Source organism: Silvania sp., from assembly GCF_051656365.1.
In the GTDB taxonomy this organism is placed as follows: Bacteria; Pseudomonadota; Gammaproteobacteria; order Enterobacterales; family Enterobacteriaceae; genus Enterobacter; species Enterobacter hatchlandensis.
In genome coordinates, this window is the sequence record NZ_JBOGBT010000037.1 from 53,825 (window position 1) to 70,632 (window position 16,808).

Genomic DNA, 16,808 nt, shown 5'->3' on the forward strand with positions numbered 1-16,808 from the left:
TGTCACCTCCGTTAAGGCCGTTTAAGTTCGAGAGTGAGGGTCGAGAAACTGCTGTTGCTTCAGATGGCGTAGCAGGACGCGGCCCTCCGGCATAAATTCGGTGCCATAGCGCACAAGACCAAGGCCTTTCAGCTCAGCATCAATGGCGTAGCGCAGTTCGCCTGGCTGCAGCTGTTCAAGCAATACCACGCTGATATTTTTCAGCCGCGGCTCATATTTCAGCAACACCGATGAGAAGGTGCTCATCAGCTGATGAGCGTTGCCCGGCATGCCCTGCAAAATTTTGGTCATGTCCGGCAAACCATAATCCGGCAGATGCGCCAGCGTCCCTGCGCGGCAGTTGAGGATCCGCTGCATATTGTCGAGTACGGATAGAATCACCTGGTTCTGCTCGCTGACGCGGTTAAGCTCAAGCCCGCCGGTAAAGTTGCCCGCCAGTATTTCATAGAGCGATGGCGCGTTATGTCCCTGCGGCATTAGTTATCCTTTAACGCGTGTAACGTCAGGTGGTTATTTCCGGCCTCGATAATGCGTGGCTTATCAGGATCCAGTTCTTCACGCGACAACACCAGCCGCCAGCTGTTTTGCTCGCTGTCCGGATGACGAAACAGCCCGGTCACCGCCACGAACTGCGCGTCAGTCTCCATGGGCATATCGAGACTGGCATCGCCACCCGGTTTGATCACCACGTCCCGACGGGCCAACAGATCTTCTTTTAATACGCTGTCACCCTCTTTCAGTAGCTGCTGATAGACCGTTTTGTCGAACGTCTTGCGGTCTTTCAGCTGATAAACGCGCACCACCATCGGCTCAGAGAGGGAATTGCTCTCCCGGGCGTCGGTGTTAAGCGCCTCACGCGCGGTAAAATCCAGGTGTAAGACGTTTACCTTCTTATAAAAAACCGAGGTTAATGCCGATTTGGTGCCGTCCGTCACGCTCTGCGTCAGGCCGCATCCCGTCAGGCTGAACGCCAGCAGCGGAAGCAGCCAGCGGGGAGTTTTAGTTAAACTGATAGGTAACACGTCGATTTCCTTGTTGTGATGTGGTGGGCTGCAAGCCGCGGTAGTAACCGAGTTCCGTGGTAAAGCTCGGCGGGATATCGTCCGAATGGTGATCCTCCTCAGCCCCCAGCACGCCATTCAGGCCAAGCCAGAACGATCCTTCACCCAACGGGGGGACGGTCAACAGGCGGGTGCTGACCGTTAGCTGAATTTTTGCCTTGAATCGCCAGCCCAGATATACCCGCAGCATCACCAGAAAATCCTGATACAGCAGGCCATCCGGCTTCCAGCCCTGGGCTTCATGCTCGTTATCCGTTGCCAGCGTAATCAGCAGCTGGCTGTTGGCATCCATCATCTCATCCCCCAGCGGCGAGTTCCCGTCGAGCAGGACGTCCTCATCGCCATAAAACCCCAGCGGCTGGCTGACCGCCACCGGGCGCAGGCAGTATGGGCTAACCCTTACCCGGGTCGCCGGGGCCAGCAGGCTCACCAGGGACTGCATGCCCTCCTGGGTTTTACCGGGCTGACGCAACACCCCAGCCAGCGCCAGAAAGCGCGAGACCGGCGTGCCAATGTGGTCTGCCGTTCCCGGGATCCCCAGGCCGACCAACCCCAGCAGCGACTGCGACAGGACATCCGTGCCACCGGGTTCAAAAGTGGCCGGATAAGAGTACTTACGCCAGATACGATAAAACTGGGTCAGGATGCGGTGACTGAAAATATCAAGAAACCCCTGCAGCGCCTCGTGCCCTTCCCGACGTTGGGTAATGTCATCCAGATACGCGGTCGGCAGCGGCGAATCGACCCCGTACAGGCCCATAAAGGTGGTGCGAATAACCGGCGGCTTGCGCGGATCGTCATCATCATATTCAACCGCTTTCAGTTCGCTTGCCGGAAAGCCCATACCCGGATGCGGGCAAAAGCGCACCGGGTCGTCTGACGGATGCCGGGTAGCGCCAATCAGGGGGGCGTTGGGCTGGCGTTTTTCTAACAGCTGGCAAAAGCGATAAAAGTTAATGCGGTGAAGGTCAGCTTCCAGCCGTGGGGTCAGCCGGGAATGCGGCGATTGTGCTTCTCTTCCCATTCAAGGCGCTCTCCAGTGGGTTGCAGGATGATAGTCAGACGGTTAAAGAGGTAAATATCGGTGTACAGCGCAAAGAAACGGCTCAGCATTTCACCAAACAGACAGATATCGCCTCGCCCGGCAAAACCGTGGCTATCGAGCGTGACGTCAATCTGCACGCCACGCACCAGATACCCCTGTTCAAAACGCTCCGTCTCGCTGTGTTTCACCTCAAGAATGGCGTCCAGACGTCGGCGGTTCATTTCGCTGTGCGTCCATTCGTACAACGCCAGCGTGCCGCGAAGGACCTCGGCGCTGTCCATCATTGACAGAAATCCGCTGCCGAGATGGCTCAGCACGCGCCAGTGAAAGCGATCCTCTGCCGGGGGATAACACGGCAGCGTCGGGGCGCAGAGATTACGTACGGCAATACTGGCTGAGGTGGTTTTTACTACCCTATCCAGCACCGTGCTTTGCAATGCACGACGGGGCAGCAGGCCGTTAGTCCCGATAAGTGTCAGCGAGAGGCTCTCCTTTTCCGGCACGGTGTGATGGTCAAAGGCTTCACCGCCGAGGATGAGCCAGGTGTTGTGCAGGCCGGAAGGCCCACGGCGCACGCGGGTATGGTAGTAATACTCCGGGGCATCGTGGCGCATCATCCCGCCTTTGTGGCGGAAGCTGGAAAAAGGCACATAGGCATGCTGGCTGGATGACATCACCGAATCCACGGCGTAAATCTCAGTGTGGCCATCCTGCACGCGCATTGGACGCAGCATGTATTCCGTCTGCAGGGAATTGAGCGTTAGCGGGTCAGACTCCAGCGGGAAGAGATTAATCACCGGCACACAGTTAAGCCGCAGATGCTTTTCCGTGAAGCTAAAGTCGTGCTCCCAGCGCTCGCCCAGCACCACGTCGATGTCAAACCACGGAAGCTCTGCCGGAAAGGTGACGCTCTCCAGCCCACGCAGCCCCGTGAACATGAATTTCTCCCGGAAGGTGAAGTACTCCAGCAGCAGCTGATAGCCGCTAAAACTGCTGTTGCCCTTTGGCCACAAGGTGTCGTCGTCGCCAAATCCCTGAGCGGTGAAATGCCCGTCGAGCGGCCTTCTGTCCACCTCGCCCGGAAGGCGCAACCATAAGCGGGACACATTCAGGGTAAAGGCTTCATGCATGGCGCAGGCCAGCGGTGCATCTGCGTTGAAGTACAGCGGAATAGAGCTGAGCTCGAGGCGGCTCCAGTCGGCGAGTTGACTGCAGTTAAAACGCAGGCGAATCACCGAGCGTCCGTCCGGATCGGTGGTAAGCGTCGCCTTCTCCAACGACAGCGGCTGGAGGTGAATGTCCTGGGTGGTGGTATAGCGACAGCGTGTGCCTTTTTCACCTATCGGGCGAGAAAGCACTTCAAAACCTTTGCCGATGCGCATCGGCTCTTTCATCTCGCGCCAGTCCGGCGCGAGCTCGACCACCGACATCGACGGAATGGTCCGCAGATAGTGCGGCCACAGCAGGCTCACCAGCCCCTCGGTCAGCTCCGGCAAGTCATCATCAAGCTTCTCGCGCAGCCGACCCATCATAAAGGCAAAGCCTTCAAACAGGCGCTCGACAAATGGATCGCACGCCCCCGCTTTATCGAGGTTTAACATTGCTGCACGATCCGGATGGGCTCGAGCAAATTCCTCTCCGGCTTCAAGCAGATAGCGCATTTCAGCGTCGTAATAACGCAGGGTTAAGTCGTCCATAAATTTAACTATCAGTCCGTTTTTAATATCAGCCGCAAAGTACGGCAGAGCGAGCAGGATCAAGCGCAATCAGCCCGGAGAGCAGCGCGTCCATTTCGGGTAGCAGGCGGGTTTTATCCGCCTCACTGCGCCCTGCTCTGGCACGCAGTAATTTGAGCCGACGCGCTTTGACTTCGAACAGCAGGTCCGGCGTCCACTGCTCAAGGGTGAGCGTGCGGGCACGGTGGTCGAGCTCGCCCAGCAAGTGCAGCGCCATCTCGTTTTTGCCGTACTGCTCGGTGACACGCGCCATCAGCAGACGCATCAGCCACTGGTCACGGGAAGATGTGTAACCCGCACGGGTCTGTAGCCAGTTGAGTGCGGCGTCTATTCCCTCGCTGTCCGCTTTAGCCAGCACTTCCGGCTCAAGAGATAACACCTCATCCCCGGAAGAAGCGGCGGTCATCACCGGTTCATCCTTCCAGCCCGGCATCGCATCCAGCACGCTTTCGTTAATCCAGTTCATCGTCACTTCATCGGCGAACGGCGTGCCGTCGTTGAACGCCAGCACCTCCAGCCCCGGCAGGCGAGACAGCAGCCCGGTGAGATCCCGGCAGAGAATATCTGCGCGTACGGAGTCAGCATCGAGCTTCACCAGCGCTTGCCAGGCGTACCACTGGAGATCCAGCCACAGATGGTTAACCCCCTGCGCCAGCAAGGCGTCGGTATATTCCAGCAATTCTGACCAGCTTTTCTGCAGGTAAAGCCGTTTGAGGTGCGCCTTGTTGTCCGGCTTGGGCGGCAGCAGACGGGTACGCCCGGAGGCATCCAGCGGCGGCAGGGCCATCAGCGTATCCCAGCGAATGCACTTCAGCAGATGATGGCCCGCCAGCCAGCCGCCGGGCTGGTCCCGCAGGTATCGCGCCAGCACTTTGGCCTGGCTGAGCAGGTCACGCCCTGAAGATACGGTATTCATTGCGGGTGCGAACGGGGCAACCTCCGTGGCGGCAGCACTCTCTTCCTGGCTGGTTTGCGGGACGAGACTGTTGGCTCCCCCGCTCTGCACCAGCCTGTTTTCCAGCGCCTGATACAGCACGGCGAGCAAGGGCTGCCCCTCGTCATCAAATGTCCGTAGGGTGTTGTCTGCCCGCAGTAGCGCCCCGGCGATACGCCGCATCACCGTGATATCCACTTCGGGATAGCGCGACAGGCTGTCGATCACGCGGCTGCTGCCCAGCCACTCCAGCGCCGATTTACGGCTGCGCTCGCGCCGGGGATGCAGCTGGGTTCCGAACTTTTCCAGCATAGCGGCCAGCAATTCCAGCCCCTCTGCAAACCCGGTTTCGCCGTCCTGATACAGCCGCGCCCAGACGTAGAAGGTCGTTACACGCAGATCCTTGCAGACACCGGTCAGCAGCTTTTCTGTCAGTTGGCAAATCAGGGCGGTATCAATGCCGGAGAGCTTATTCACCTCTTCGCGGATGCGCTGAAAGTCATCGTTGTAGCCGGGATCCTCCCCGGTCGGTTCAACATCATTTATGGGTTCCAGCCAGCGCTCCCGGTCGCGGATGAGCGTCCGGGACTGATCCAGCAATGTGCTCTCCTCTGCTCCACAGGCGTAGAGCAGGTTCTGTAATGCGGCCATTATTCCATTCCATCCATGGCTGAGTTATCGGAAGTGTCGAGCGCCTGAGCGGTTGCTAAGGGATCCACGGTGAAGATCTGATCCGGGAGACGGAAATCACGCAGCGCCAGTAGTGCCAGAGGTCCCCTGCCCAACTGGGATCGCAGTACCCACTGCAGCGTACGGCCATCCGGGGCGTCGAAGCTCATCATCCACTGGCTGCGGTCGAGCTGCTGACGCTTGCCCTGGTCCAGCCAGCGGATAAAACCCCAGGTACCGCTGTAGTCACCAAACAGGCGTGCGCCCGCGTTGGTCGAAGTCCAGGTCAGCATCGCGCCCGGCTTGAAAGTGTCGCCCGGCCAGCGGAAGGATTGCCAGTCCGCCATCTGGTTGAAGTAATGCATTTTTTGCCCGTCAATAGTGAGCTGGGTCTCCACCACCTGCGCTGCTGGACGGGCCTGCAGTTCGAAGCTGATCCCCTGACTGCCGTCGGTAAACAGGATGTCTGACAGCTGGCTCAGCTGGTTTACCGCCTTGAGAAAAGCAGGATTAAACGTCAGCCCCTGACTGTGGGCACTGTCCGGCACCCACCGGCTGCCCTCTTTGTGCAGTACGCCGCTTAGCTCTGAGGTCAAAAACCTGTCGATGCGTCCCGCATCTTTACGGATAAACTCGGCCAGCATCGGCAGCGAGGCATCGCTTTTGCTCACCGCAAACGGGAAACGCCCCTCAAATGCCGTATGCCAGTTCGCCACGACCGAGCGGCTCCAGCGTTCGTTGAGGCTGGCTGCTGACGGTTGCAATACCGTTTCCCATGCCTGGGTCAGCGGCTGCACGAACAGGGTGTGACCAAAACCGCGCCACTCCTCACCAAGGCTCGCCGCCACCAGACTGCCGTACTGCTGGGTGTCGGTCAGATCGACGCTTTTACCCTGGAACACGGTCTGCGCCAGGCTTTGCATCATCTCCTGCGGATCCGTGCTGCTTGCCACCTGCTGCAAACGCAGGCGCACGCGGGTGATACGGGTCAGGTACGTCTGCAAACTCAATGAACCGTCTGCCGACATCACGTTACTGGCGTTATTTTTCCCCATTAGCGCCAGCAGCGGCCCGAAGGTATCATCCAGCGGACCCTGCGGTCCGGCGGCACGCTGATCGATCGCGGGTTTTTCTGTATGGCCGATCAGGTCTTTCGCCGAGCGGAGGATAGACTCCGGGACGCCTTCTTTTTGCTGTCCGGTCTGCCCTTGCCACGCCAGCGTGTTCATCAGCGCAATCAGCGGCGACTGTCGCACGTCGCTCATCAGCGTTAGCTGGTCAGTGACATCGGCAATGTTTTGCGCCGGGTTAAGCCGCAGGCTGTTGAGGAAGTTCAGCCAGCTACCGGCAAAGTCGGTAAAGTAGCGCTGGGTCAGTCGGGCTTTCAGCGTTTCCGCCGACAGGTCCGCAGATACGGCCTGGCGGCTGTCGCTCAGCACCCAGTCGATTTCATCCCGACGGGCGTTCGCCGCTTGCTCTATAGCCTTTTGAATCCCCCCTTCCCAGGCCTGACGGGTAAACATCCCCGGCACGGCTTCATCGGTGGTGAACAGACGACGGGCATCGGTCGCGTGGGTCATCTCTTCCAGCGTCATATCGGCAAAGTTACGCCGCACCGATTTGAGCATATGTTCGTACAGGGTGCTTTCCGCGTTACGCCGGCCTATCTGCTGAAGCAGTACCTGACGGCTCTGGCCGACCAGCGACACATCCGGGGTGATTTTCCACTGCGGTTGCCGGGGCAGTTCCGTGATATAAAACGCCCACAGATCCGGTGACAGGCTCTGCCACAACCCGGTGGAAATGCCCATGCGGGTCGGCTGCACCGCTTTCATGGTTTGGGCGTAGAATGCGCCGTCCGTTTTGTCTGGACGCGCCATCATCAGCCAGGCTTTTAGCTGGTCGTAACCCGGTTTCGCCAGCGCGATACGGGTGTCGCTGTTGGGGGCAGAGTTCACCAGCGCGTTCAGTTTATGCGTTAACGCCGCATTAGCCGGATCGCGGATCAGGCGGTTATTCGCCACGCCGTACCAGGGCAGCACCGCACTTAGCAGCTGCGGGCTATGGCCCAGACCAAAACGCAGATACCAGGGCGTTCCGTGCTGAATGTGGTATTGCAGGCGACCGGCATCGTTACGCAGGTCGTGCAGGGCGGTAAGCTGATAATCGGAGATGGACGGATGCTCTACCAGCGCGCGAGCGTTGGTCGCCATCGAGGAGATTTGTCCGTAGTTCAGGGCAAAAGAGAGTAGCAGCCCCGCTCCCCAGACGCCAATAGCCGCCATGACGGCCCATGCCAGCGTCTGCTCCCAGGCCAGGCCAACCCGGCGACCGCGGATGCGGGTACAGTCGTTAATGACTCCCTGCCAGGTGTCCGGGAGCGTCAGAGCATGCTGGTAAGCGGGCTGAGGCGTACTTTCAACGCTGACGTCATCTAAGGGGCCGGGTCTGTCTGCCAGGCTGAAGACCAGCCCCCGCAGCGGGACGCGCTGTTGTGCAGCGTAAAGCCACGGCGTCAGGCGTGATGCCCAGCGTTCACGCTCCCCCTGTTCCAGCTGTTGCGCCAGACGCAGCAGGAAATCATGACAGCGGTTGTCTGTTATCTGCGCAATGCCCTGCTCGCGCAGTTGAGGCAGCAGTTTACTGAGCTGGCAGGAGACATTCTCCGGTATCGCTCGCTGCGGCAACGTGATGCCTACGGCCTGAGATTGACGCCCCTTTTGCGACCAGTCGCTGCCGTACAGTTGCCACAGCCAGACCGGAGCCGAGTAGCGTAATGCTTCACTGATTTTCTCCAGCCCACGGAGATCCTTATCGCTTATCTGCGGTGTAAGACTCTGACCTTCGCCAATCACCCGGATGATGCCATCCAGCGGGCGACCACGGCGCAGTTTGTGCAGGGCGGCGTATTTATCGTTATCAACGTCAGGGGTCAGGCTGCCGCCGTAAAGCAGTACGGTACGGTTGCCTTCCAGCCACAGGCTGGTTTGCAGGCCGGGGATAAGGTGTTCGATGGCGGGTTCATCACCGCTGACTAACAACAGACGGACTTTGCGGCGCCATAAGCGGCCATAACGGGTACTCATCGCGCGGCTAATTTCTCCTGTCAGCGTCTGCTGCTTTTGCTGTTGGAGACGAAGCCTGCGCTGTTGCTTATCTTTCGACGTTCGGTAGGCGATATTACGTAACCACAATTGCCAGCCGGAAAAAGCAAGCGCAGACAGGCTGAGCACCATGATCCATCCCATACCACAGACGAGCAGAATCGGCCGTATCTCACCCCATTCTGTCGACGCGTCAGTGGCGAAGATCCAGAAAATGCCGCCCCCCAGCACGATCGTAAGCGTTATCGCTGCTACAGCAATAAAAGTTGTATATGCAACGGAGATGCCTTCAGTTTGGTTGTTGTCCTTATCCATAAGGCTTGATAATTCCAAGTGCAAGAGTGTGTAAAGGGTCAGCGGCTATCCAGCCGCAGGGCTGCTTTTGCGTACGGGCGAAGATCGCCGCAAGCGAAATCGCCACCAGGGGCTCCATTTCGCCTGATTCACCCCAGTAACTGTCCTGCAGATGCTGAGTGACATTCCAGCCGCAGCTTGCCAGTTCAGGCTGCCCGGAAGGTGAAAAGAGCATGCAATACTCTGGAACCTGTTCAAGCTCGCTCTGAATTTGCGCCCGCTGGCAAACCTGCAAAATGGATTCGTTGCCGGTTGGCTCAAAAATCTCACCCCGGGGCAGCACAACAGGAGCTGTAGCGCCAACCAGCCACAGTACGGCAGTCTCGCTGGCCGGACGTACTGCCGTAGCGGAAGCCGTGAGCGACTGACAGCCAGCAACCAGTGCCTGTGTATCCGGGGCAGCATCGGCAAACATCTCCGCAAGCTCTGCCAGCGTTTCTTCACCGCGCCAGGGTTTTGGTTCCTCGGGTAGCACAACATCGGGGAAAGTCAGTTTCATTTGCCCGGTGAATGCGCGCCAGGCGATGTTACTTCCGGCCCAGTAGCATCTCGCAGGCGAGAGACGCGCACTGCTGTTAGGCTGTTTTATCCATTGCAGAACCAGCATTCTGGCAAGCTGTTGATCACGCTCGTCAGCATCCTCCGAAAACGTACGGGCAATGCGAAACGCAGCGAATCCTCTCTCGCTTCGCGCTTTTGGAGGCAGGGTTTCACGTCTGAAAACGCGTTCCCATTCAAGCTCATTGCTGCCTGCCGGGCCAATCAGAACGGTTTCCAGCAGACCAAACTGACGTCGATGTTGGATCCACCACTGCTGCTGAATGGCCTTTACCTCCTGCTGCCATAGCGTGGCGTTGTGCACCGAGCAACGGTAGTACCATAGCCGAAAAAGCCAAAGCGTCCCCACAACGCTAATACCGATCAACATTGCGATAATCACCGCCCCGCCGCTGACTTCTGTTTTGCGCAGCAGCACCGAACAGCCTCCCGCGATCGGCCCCATCAGCGAAGCCGCCGCTATCCAGCGTTTCGCGACTGGGGGGCGGGTAACCTTATAAGGTGGAAATGAGGGTACCGCTCTCATTGCTCGATTCTCACATCGGGGAAGGAGCTCACCAGCGTACAGCCACAGGCACATTTGTGACCATGCAGAGCAGCAGGCTGCCCATCCACCAGCATGAGCGAGCTACCCTCTGCAATGATTGTCATACCATGCTTATTGCAGATGGCCGGGTCAGCTTTCGTGGCGATGCCTTTGCCAAAAAAGGAATAGTGGCCGCCCAGCACCTGGCCGCCATACTCCCTCAGGGTGTCTCCCTGACGAATGATATTTTTCATAAGAACTCTCTTCCCTGAATCAGGAAATAAGCATGGAGCGGGCTTGTTTCGCCCAGGTAGAATTGATGATTGTTTTCGCGTATGCCAGACGCTGGTCTTCGATGGCTGCTGTTTGCTGAGCAACCACGACGCCAGGCGCAGAGGTAAAGGCTCTGAGTGTGTCTGCGTCTGCGTTCATTGGAACAGGTAGCCTGGTCAGGAGATCCAGCGCTTCAACTTCGAGCGATAACAGCCCACCGGTTGCGGCCAGGCCAGCCAGCTTCGCCGTCGTACCCTTCTGTTTAAAGCTGAATATCACGCCACCCACCAGCGTGGCCGCGCCGACGACGGTCCCGGCGATGGTTAACGGTGACAGAGGCTTACTGCATTTGTTGCCAAAATAGATCATACGGTAGCGAAAATAGCTGCCCCAGGGTTCCCGTCCACCTAAGGTGTAGTGCATAAACCACGCACGGGAATCATGAACCTGATCGTCGAACAGCGCCCGAACAAGTCCGCCTGGCAGCTCGGCATTGGTCGCCTCACCCGGCAGGGGAAACAGAACTTCAACCTTGTCCTCGCCCTCCTGCTTCATTTTCCGATACTCTTTCGGCTCATCGTCGGTGTTGAGCAAGAAAATGGCATTGTGTGGGATCACATCCATTACCAGCTGCTTAATGCTACCCACGCAGCGGAACTGCTGCCGATAATCTTCGCCAAACTCCTGCGCCGCCTCGCGAAGCTGGGTTTGCCCAAGATCGGGGTCAAAATCCTTCACACCTGGATCCAGCACCAGCTCGTTCATTTTATCCGCAGGCTGCAGCGCTGTTTTTTCTTTGCGCATGCTCTCTATTGCCCCTTGCTTCAGGTCTCTTTTGGCCTTAGAGGCCTCCAGTGCCCCGGAGGTGGCATCAGTATCCGTTGCGCGCAGATAGAATGGCATTTTCAATAGCGTCCCTTTGGCATAGCGATTGATGCGCCATGCGGTGATCCAGGCCATCTGGTGATCGCAGGCTGTCTCCAGGCTTACGGGGGCGCGTGGAGGATCATAGCTGGCGGCCAGCTCATCGGTAATGGGAGTAGTAGATGAAGGCTGGTTAAGGGTTAATTCGCGCCAGGCGTTGAAGCGTTGTTGTAGTTCATTTTTAACACCAAATTCCTGAACAAGATCTGGGGGCATTGCCCTCCATTTATCTTTTCTGAGCACCTCAGGCAATCTATCTTCTGGCACCTTTAAAGGAGAGCCGCTGAAAAAAGCCGATGAGAACAAATCATTAAGTGGAATCTGAGATAGTAAAAGTCGGTCATCAGATGCATTAGCTTTTCCCTGATCCCCTAGAGGATAACCCCCTCCAATATCTGAGTGCACCCCAGGATAAATAACCTCCACGCTGTTTGCCGGATATCGTCCATTGGCGCGGCAAATGGAATCGAGGGGAAAACAGAGGCGCTGCTCGTGGGAGGAGACCAGATGCGCGCAGCGCTTGATAAGCCCACCGTAGGTCTCCTCTTCGGGTAATTCCTGCGTATCGTCGGCCCACGACATATGCCCTTCCGCTACCGGAGCCATATGCGCGACGCCCACAGAGGCAACGGTATCCAGAAGGCCTAAAAACTCCACGCTCAGCGGGATTTTCAAATCACCAACCGCCAGGCACTGCTCTGGTTTCTGCTTTTCAGCCTTTGGTTTCGGCAGCAGTTCACTCAGCCAGTTGACAAAGGTACGTGCCGCCGCCGCGCCGCGGGAAAAACCATATACATAAAGTTTGATCCCCAGCAGTTTTGGCTGTTTCGAGCTGGGCAGCTGCAGCGCGGGCCTTAGCAGACTTTCCAGTTGTTTAAGCTGATGGGTGAACTCTTCATAGCGGTTATGGCTGCCGGTCAACCCCAGAGATGCCCATGAGGTCGCCATATTTTCCAGCGCAGCCCGGGTTTCTCCGTCGGACAATTTGCTGCTATCAGTATCCTGTGGCGACAGGGAGCGTTTAAGAGCATCAATAATACGCAACAGTCCCCAGTTAATGCGGTCTTCCCCTCTGTCTGCAAATGCCAGCCCTGGCATTGAGTAATCCAGATCGTTTATTTCCGGAAAAGGGGTACCCACGCCGGGTATGTAGTATTTAAAGTAGCTCCCCTTCAGGGAGGCATCGGTATCAAACAACCCTGCGGTCGTGCTTACTCCGCCGGCCGTGCCGTTACCAATGGTGGCGCGAAACAGGCGGGCAATGTTGGTCGGGTGTTTTGGGTTAGACAGATAGAAATCGTTGTAGAGGTTATTCCCGGTGCCATCAAAAAACAGGCTGATATGCAGAGTTTTACAGCAGGGCAACTCAACCACCCGGTCTGCCGCCTCGCACAGCTGGTTACGATATTTACTTTCCAGGCTTTGCTGCTGCTTACAGTTTTTATCCACCAGCGCCGCGTTTGAAGGAAGCCGCCCCTGGGCCGGAAACGGCGGTGGATACCAGACTAAATCCATGGTTACTTCGGACATACTTTCGGCTCCTTCATTTCGAGCGGCAGTTTGATCGGATAAGATGGGCTACCATAGGTAAAACAACTTGTGGTCACCTTCACATCATCGCAGGGTAAAAAATGAACCGTGATGCCGCAGGTCTTTTGACCGGTATAATCCGGCACAGAGATGGTCTTGCTATGTTGCCGGTTGTTGGCACTCATCTTCTTTTCCCAGGCTTTATATTTTTCATAATCAGCAAACCCAGGGAAACCCTCCGTCGACGCCTCCCCACTTTCCCAGTCAATTCGAACCATCATTCCTGGTGTCCAGACTGAAGGTACCCCGTAGCAGCACCCGCCTCCTCCGCCATCAAATGGGCCGATAGCATCAATCCCCGACTGCCCGTTGACGCTGAAATGGTTAATCGCCCATTTGGTATGGTTGATGGCCTCAATGGTTCCCGCTCCGCCGCTCTGCGTCTGTGCTTCCGCCTGCGGCTGGCTGCATCCTGCAAGTAACACCAAACCTAGTAATACGCCGTACAGCTGTCTCTTCAATCTGATCCCATCCCTGGTTACTTCGGGCATACTTTCGGCTCCTTCATTTCGAGTGGCAGTTTGATCGGATAGGACGGGCTACCATAGGTAAAGCAACTTGTCGTTACCTTCACCTCATCGCAGGGTAAGAAGTGAACCGTGATGCCGCAGGTCTTTTGCCCTGTATAGTCCGGAACAATCACCGTTTTGCTATGCTGTCGGTGCTGCGCTTTGATTTTATTTGCCCATTCCATAAATTTTTTTTCGTCTGCATACCCCGGGAAATCATCTGAACTTCCAAGCCCACTTTCCCATTCAATTCGAACCATCATTCCCGGTGTCCAGACTGAAGGCACGCCGTAACAGCATCCACCTCCGCCGCCATCAAACGGGCCGATAGCATCAATCCCCGATTGCCCGTTGACGCTGAAATGGTTAATCGCCCATTTAGTATGGTTGATGGCCTCAATGGTTCCCGCTCCGCCGCTCTGCGTCTGTGCTTCCGCATGCGGCTGGCTGCATCCGGCAAGTAACACCACGCCCAGTAATACGCCGAACCGGCATCTCTTAAATTTGCTCCCATCCCTGGTTACTTCGGACATACTTTCGGCTCCTTCATTTCGAGCGGCAGTTTGATCGGATAAGACGGGCTGCCATAGGTAAAGCAACTTGTGGTCACTTTCACCTCATCGCAGGGTAAGAAGTGAACGGTGATACCGCAGGTTTTCTGCCCGGTGTAGTCTGGTAGGACAGCTACTGCACTGTGTTGTTTTTTTTGCGCATCTATTTTGGTTATCCAAGCCTGGTATTTTTCTTCATCCGCAAACCCAGGAAAACCTTCTGAGGTACCTACGCCTGTTTCCCAGTCAATACGAACCATCATTCCTGGTGTCCAGACTGGAGGTACTCCGTAACAGCACCCTCCCCCTCCCCCATCAAAAGGCCCGATAATATCGATCCCGGACTGCCCGTTGACGCTGAAATGGTTAATCGCCCATTTGGTATGGTTGATGGCCTCAATGGTTCCCGCTCCGCCGCTTTGCGTCTGTGCTTCCGCCTGCGGCTGGCTGCATCCGGCAAGTAACGCTATGCCAAGTAATACGCCGAACCGGCATCCCTTCAATTTGATCCCATCCCTGGTTATTTCGGACATACTTTCGGCTCCTTCATTTCGAGCGGCAGTTTGATCGGGTAGTTTGCATTCGTCGGCGACCAGCAACTGGTGGTCACCTTGACTTCATCGCAGGGTAAAAAATGAACCGTGATACCGCAGGTCTCTTGTCCTGTGTAGTCCGGTAAGACAGCGACTGCACTGTGTTGTTTTTTTTGCGCATCTATTTTAGTTTTCCAAGCCTGGTATTTTTCTTCATCCGCAAACCCAGGAAAACCTGCTGACGATCCTTGCCCTGTTTCCCAGTCAATTTGCACCGTCATACCCGGTTTCCAGACTTGAGGTACTCCGTAACAGCACCCTCCCCCTCCCCCATCAAAAGGCCCGATAATATCGATCCCCGACTGGCCATTAACGCTGAAATGGTTAATCGCCCATTTGGTATGATTTATGGCTTTGATGGTCCCCGCTCCGCCGCTTTGCGTCTGTGCTTCCGCCTGCGGCTGGCTGCATCCGGCAAGTAACGTTATGCCCAGTAATACGCCGAACCGGCATCCCTTCGATTTGCTCCCATCCCTGGTTACTTCGGACATACTTTCGGCTCCTTCATTTCGAGCGGCAGTTTGAACGGGTAATTTGCATTTGTCGGCGACCAGCAGCTTGTGGTCACCTTCACTTCATCGCAGGGCAAAAAATGAACCGTAATACCGCAGGTCTCTTGCCCTGTATAGTCCGGAACAATCACCGTTTTGCTATGCTCACGATTCTGTGCTGTCATTTTTTTCTCCCAAGCCAGATACTTGGCGTCATCGCCAAAACCCGGGAATCCATCAGTGTCCCCACGCCCTGTCTGCCAGTTAATCTGAACTGTCATCCCCGGGTTCCAAATCGATGGCACACCGTAACAACATCCACCGCCACCGCCATCAAAAGGCCCGATAATATCGATCCCCGACTGCCCATTTACGCTGAAATGGTTAATCGCCCATTTGGTATGATTGATGGCTTTAATGGTTCCCGCTCCGCCGCTCTGCGTCTGTGCTTCTGCCTGCGGCTGGCTGCATCCGGCAAGTAACACCATGCCCGGTAATACGCCGTACCATTGCCTGTTCACATTCTTTTTCCTCAGTTAACTCGTTATCTAATTACTGGCGATGCAAATAGCATCGACGGGTAACGTCACGGTATCGACAACAGCGGAAAAAGGAACGTCAAGCCAGGGATACAAGAACCACATCCCCAGCTCTGTCATTTTTTGTGTACCTTGATAATATTCGCGGTAACACCCTTTCGAGTGCTCAGCAATAGAGCCGCAGCCGCTCAACTGAAATACCGCAGTTAACACGATGACTTTTTTCATCCTTGAACCTCATTATATTTTTTGCATTCACTGAGACCCGCCAGTACCCAGGCATCACGATCTTCCTCAAAAAGAATCTTTTTCTTTGTTGCCTCCAGCATGGCGTTAAAACAGGCAGAAAAGAGTTCTTCTTTCGTCGGGTAAATATTTTCGGGTAAGTGTTGGGCTTTTAAAAAAAGAATGGCATCTGAAAGACACATCATTGCTTCAAATTGCGCATCGCTGAACGTAATTTGCTGGGCAATCTCATCGGCATAAGCCGCCCCCTTGCCTGCAAGGATGGCGGGGTTATCATCACGATCGATCCAGCTCCAGAACAGAGCAGGCCTTAGCAGTTGAGCACCCGCTTTTGCAGTTAAAATACCGTTAAAGAGCCAGGGGAAAATACGCGTATCCCAGAATCGAAATACACCAGCCAGCCCTTCATGGCTGGCATCGACACATTGCCTGAGCCATTTTGCGAGTGCTGAAAAAGGCCACGGCGATACAATCAACAACAGCGGAGCCGTATGCACGACCTCTCTGGCAAGCTCACTCAACCACTGAACCTGCTGCGGTTCATCAAGATCGATTCGAATAAGCAACGGTGCATCTTCACGATAAATATCTTCCGGAATCCCTTCATACAGAGAACACCAGGCTAGCGAAGAAGAAAATCCAGACAGTGCGGGAATAACAGAAAATTCCATCCCACACTGATCAATTATAATATCGATATAATGATGATTAATTTTCCGGCAGGTCTGCTCTATTTCACTCAGCCAGTTGCGTATATGCTCCATTAATTAACCCTCCCTCTTCACAAAGCCCCGAGCCTGTTCCTGCGCTCTTTTCAGACACTCCTTACACACAGAGGACGGCAGCTCCGGCAGCGGAAAATCCTCGCTGGCCGGCCCCTGCACAGAATGCTGGCCCTTCAGGCTCAGTAATCCCGGACCGTGGATCTCAATCTTCCCCTGCGGCGTCAGGCGGATATACGCCCCGCCGCAGCCAAGGGTGATACCATTTTTGGCGGTGAGCTGAATATGGCCCTGGGTGGACTGCACCATGACATCCTTCAGCGAGGTCAGTGACAGAGTGTCTGCATGTGACTCCATTGCCAGCGGACCGTTGCCGGACACCA

Annotated in this window: 17 protein-coding genes; all 17 read right to left on the reverse strand. The window is 56.0% G+C overall.

Annotated features, from left to right (window positions below):
* Positions 1-21 precede the first annotated feature (21 nt).
* Positions 22-477: a type VI secretion system baseplate subunit TssE gene (gene tssE, locus ACRDD5_RS07675; RefSeq protein ID WP_438676384.1), complete on the reverse strand. Its 456-nt coding sequence runs from the start codon at positions 475-477 to the stop codon at positions 22-24.
* On the reverse strand, positions 477-1,022 hold the full coding sequence (gene tssJ / locus ACRDD5_RS07680) for a type VI secretion system lipoprotein TssJ (protein WP_438676385.1): 546 nt from the start codon (positions 1,020-1,022) through the stop codon (positions 477-479). The genes tssE and tssJ overlap by 1 nt, the downstream gene beginning before the upstream one ends.
* Positions 1,000-2,085, reverse strand: coding sequence for a type VI secretion system baseplate subunit TssG (gene tssG, locus ACRDD5_RS07685; protein WP_438676386.1), 1,086 nt, complete (start codon positions 2,083-2,085; stop codon positions 1,000-1,002). The genes tssJ and tssG overlap by 23 nt, the downstream gene beginning before the upstream one ends.
* Positions 2,049-3,803: a type VI secretion system baseplate subunit TssF gene (gene tssF, locus ACRDD5_RS07690; protein ID WP_438676387.1), complete on the reverse strand. Its 1,755-nt coding sequence runs from the start codon at positions 3,801-3,803 to the stop codon at positions 2,049-2,051. The genes tssG and tssF overlap by 37 nt, the downstream gene beginning before the upstream one ends.
* 28 nt (positions 3,804-3,831) lie before the next feature.
* A complete protein-coding gene (gene tssA / locus ACRDD5_RS07695) occupies positions 3,832-5,427 on the reverse strand; it encodes a type VI secretion system protein TssA (RefSeq protein ID WP_438676388.1) in 1,596 nt (531 codons plus the stop codon).
* Positions 5,427-8,864, reverse strand: coding sequence for an ImcF-related family protein (locus ACRDD5_RS07700; RefSeq protein WP_438676389.1), 3,438 nt, complete (start codon positions 8,862-8,864; stop codon positions 5,427-5,429). Before ACRDD5_RS07700 ends, tssA begins: the two co-directional genes overlap by 1 nt.
* A complete protein-coding gene (locus ACRDD5_RS07705) occupies positions 8,857-9,906 on the reverse strand; it encodes a hypothetical protein (protein ID WP_438676390.1) in 1,050 nt (349 codons plus the stop codon). Before ACRDD5_RS07705 ends, ACRDD5_RS07700 begins: the two co-directional genes overlap by 8 nt.
* A gap of 77 nt (positions 9,907-9,983) precedes the next feature.
* Positions 9,984-10,241: a PAAR domain-containing protein gene (locus ACRDD5_RS07710; RefSeq protein ID WP_438676391.1), complete on the reverse strand. Its 258-nt coding sequence runs from the start codon at positions 10,239-10,241 to the stop codon at positions 9,984-9,986.
* 19 nt (positions 10,242-10,260) lie between these two features.
* Positions 10,261-12,714 carry a T6SS phospholipase effector Tle1-like catalytic domain-containing protein gene (locus tag ACRDD5_RS07715; RefSeq protein ID WP_438676392.1) on the reverse strand — a complete coding sequence of 818 codons (2,454 nt, stop codon included), beginning with the start codon at positions 12,712-12,714 and terminating at the stop codon, positions 10,261-10,263.
* On the reverse strand, positions 12,702-13,265 hold the full coding sequence (locus ACRDD5_RS07720) for a DUF3304 domain-containing protein (protein WP_438676393.1): 564 nt from the start codon (positions 13,263-13,265) through the stop codon (positions 12,702-12,704). The genes ACRDD5_RS07715 and ACRDD5_RS07720 overlap by 13 nt, the downstream gene beginning before the upstream one ends.
* On the reverse strand, positions 13,253-13,816 hold the full coding sequence (locus tag ACRDD5_RS07725; RefSeq protein WP_438676394.1) for a DUF3304 domain-containing protein: 564 nt from the start codon (positions 13,814-13,816) through the stop codon (positions 13,253-13,255). The genes ACRDD5_RS07720 and ACRDD5_RS07725 overlap by 13 nt, the downstream gene beginning before the upstream one ends.
* The gene (locus ACRDD5_RS07730; RefSeq protein ID WP_438676395.1) at positions 13,804-14,367 is read right to left on the reverse strand and encodes a DUF3304 domain-containing protein; all 564 of its coding nucleotides are present in this window, start codon (positions 14,365-14,367) and stop codon (positions 13,804-13,806) included. The genes ACRDD5_RS07725 and ACRDD5_RS07730 overlap by 13 nt, the downstream gene beginning before the upstream one ends.
* On the reverse strand, positions 14,355-14,918 hold the full coding sequence (locus tag ACRDD5_RS07735; RefSeq protein ID WP_271281542.1) for a DUF3304 domain-containing protein: 564 nt from the start codon (positions 14,916-14,918) through the stop codon (positions 14,355-14,357). Before ACRDD5_RS07735 ends, ACRDD5_RS07730 begins: the two co-directional genes overlap by 13 nt.
* Positions 14,906-15,406, reverse strand: coding sequence for a DUF3304 domain-containing protein (locus ACRDD5_RS07740; RefSeq protein ID WP_438676399.1), 501 nt, complete (start codon positions 15,404-15,406; stop codon positions 14,906-14,908). Before ACRDD5_RS07740 ends, ACRDD5_RS07735 begins: the two co-directional genes overlap by 13 nt.
* A gap of 60 nt (positions 15,407-15,466) precedes the next feature.
* Positions 15,467-15,685 (reverse strand): YceK/YidQ family lipoprotein, encoded by a 219-nt coding sequence (locus ACRDD5_RS07745; RefSeq protein ID WP_438676396.1) that lies wholly within the window; start codon positions 15,683-15,685, stop codon positions 15,467-15,469.
* Positions 15,682-16,467 carry a DUF4123 domain-containing protein gene (locus ACRDD5_RS07750; RefSeq protein ID WP_438676397.1) on the reverse strand — a complete coding sequence of 262 codons (786 nt, stop codon included), beginning with the start codon at positions 16,465-16,467 and terminating at the stop codon, positions 15,682-15,684. The genes ACRDD5_RS07745 and ACRDD5_RS07750 overlap by 4 nt, the downstream gene beginning before the upstream one ends.
* 3 nt (positions 16,468-16,470) lie before the next feature.
* Positions 16,471-16,808, reverse strand: a 338-nt coding sequence (locus ACRDD5_RS07755; RefSeq protein ID WP_438676398.1) for a DUF2345 domain-containing protein, incomplete at its 5' end; no start/stop codon positions are given.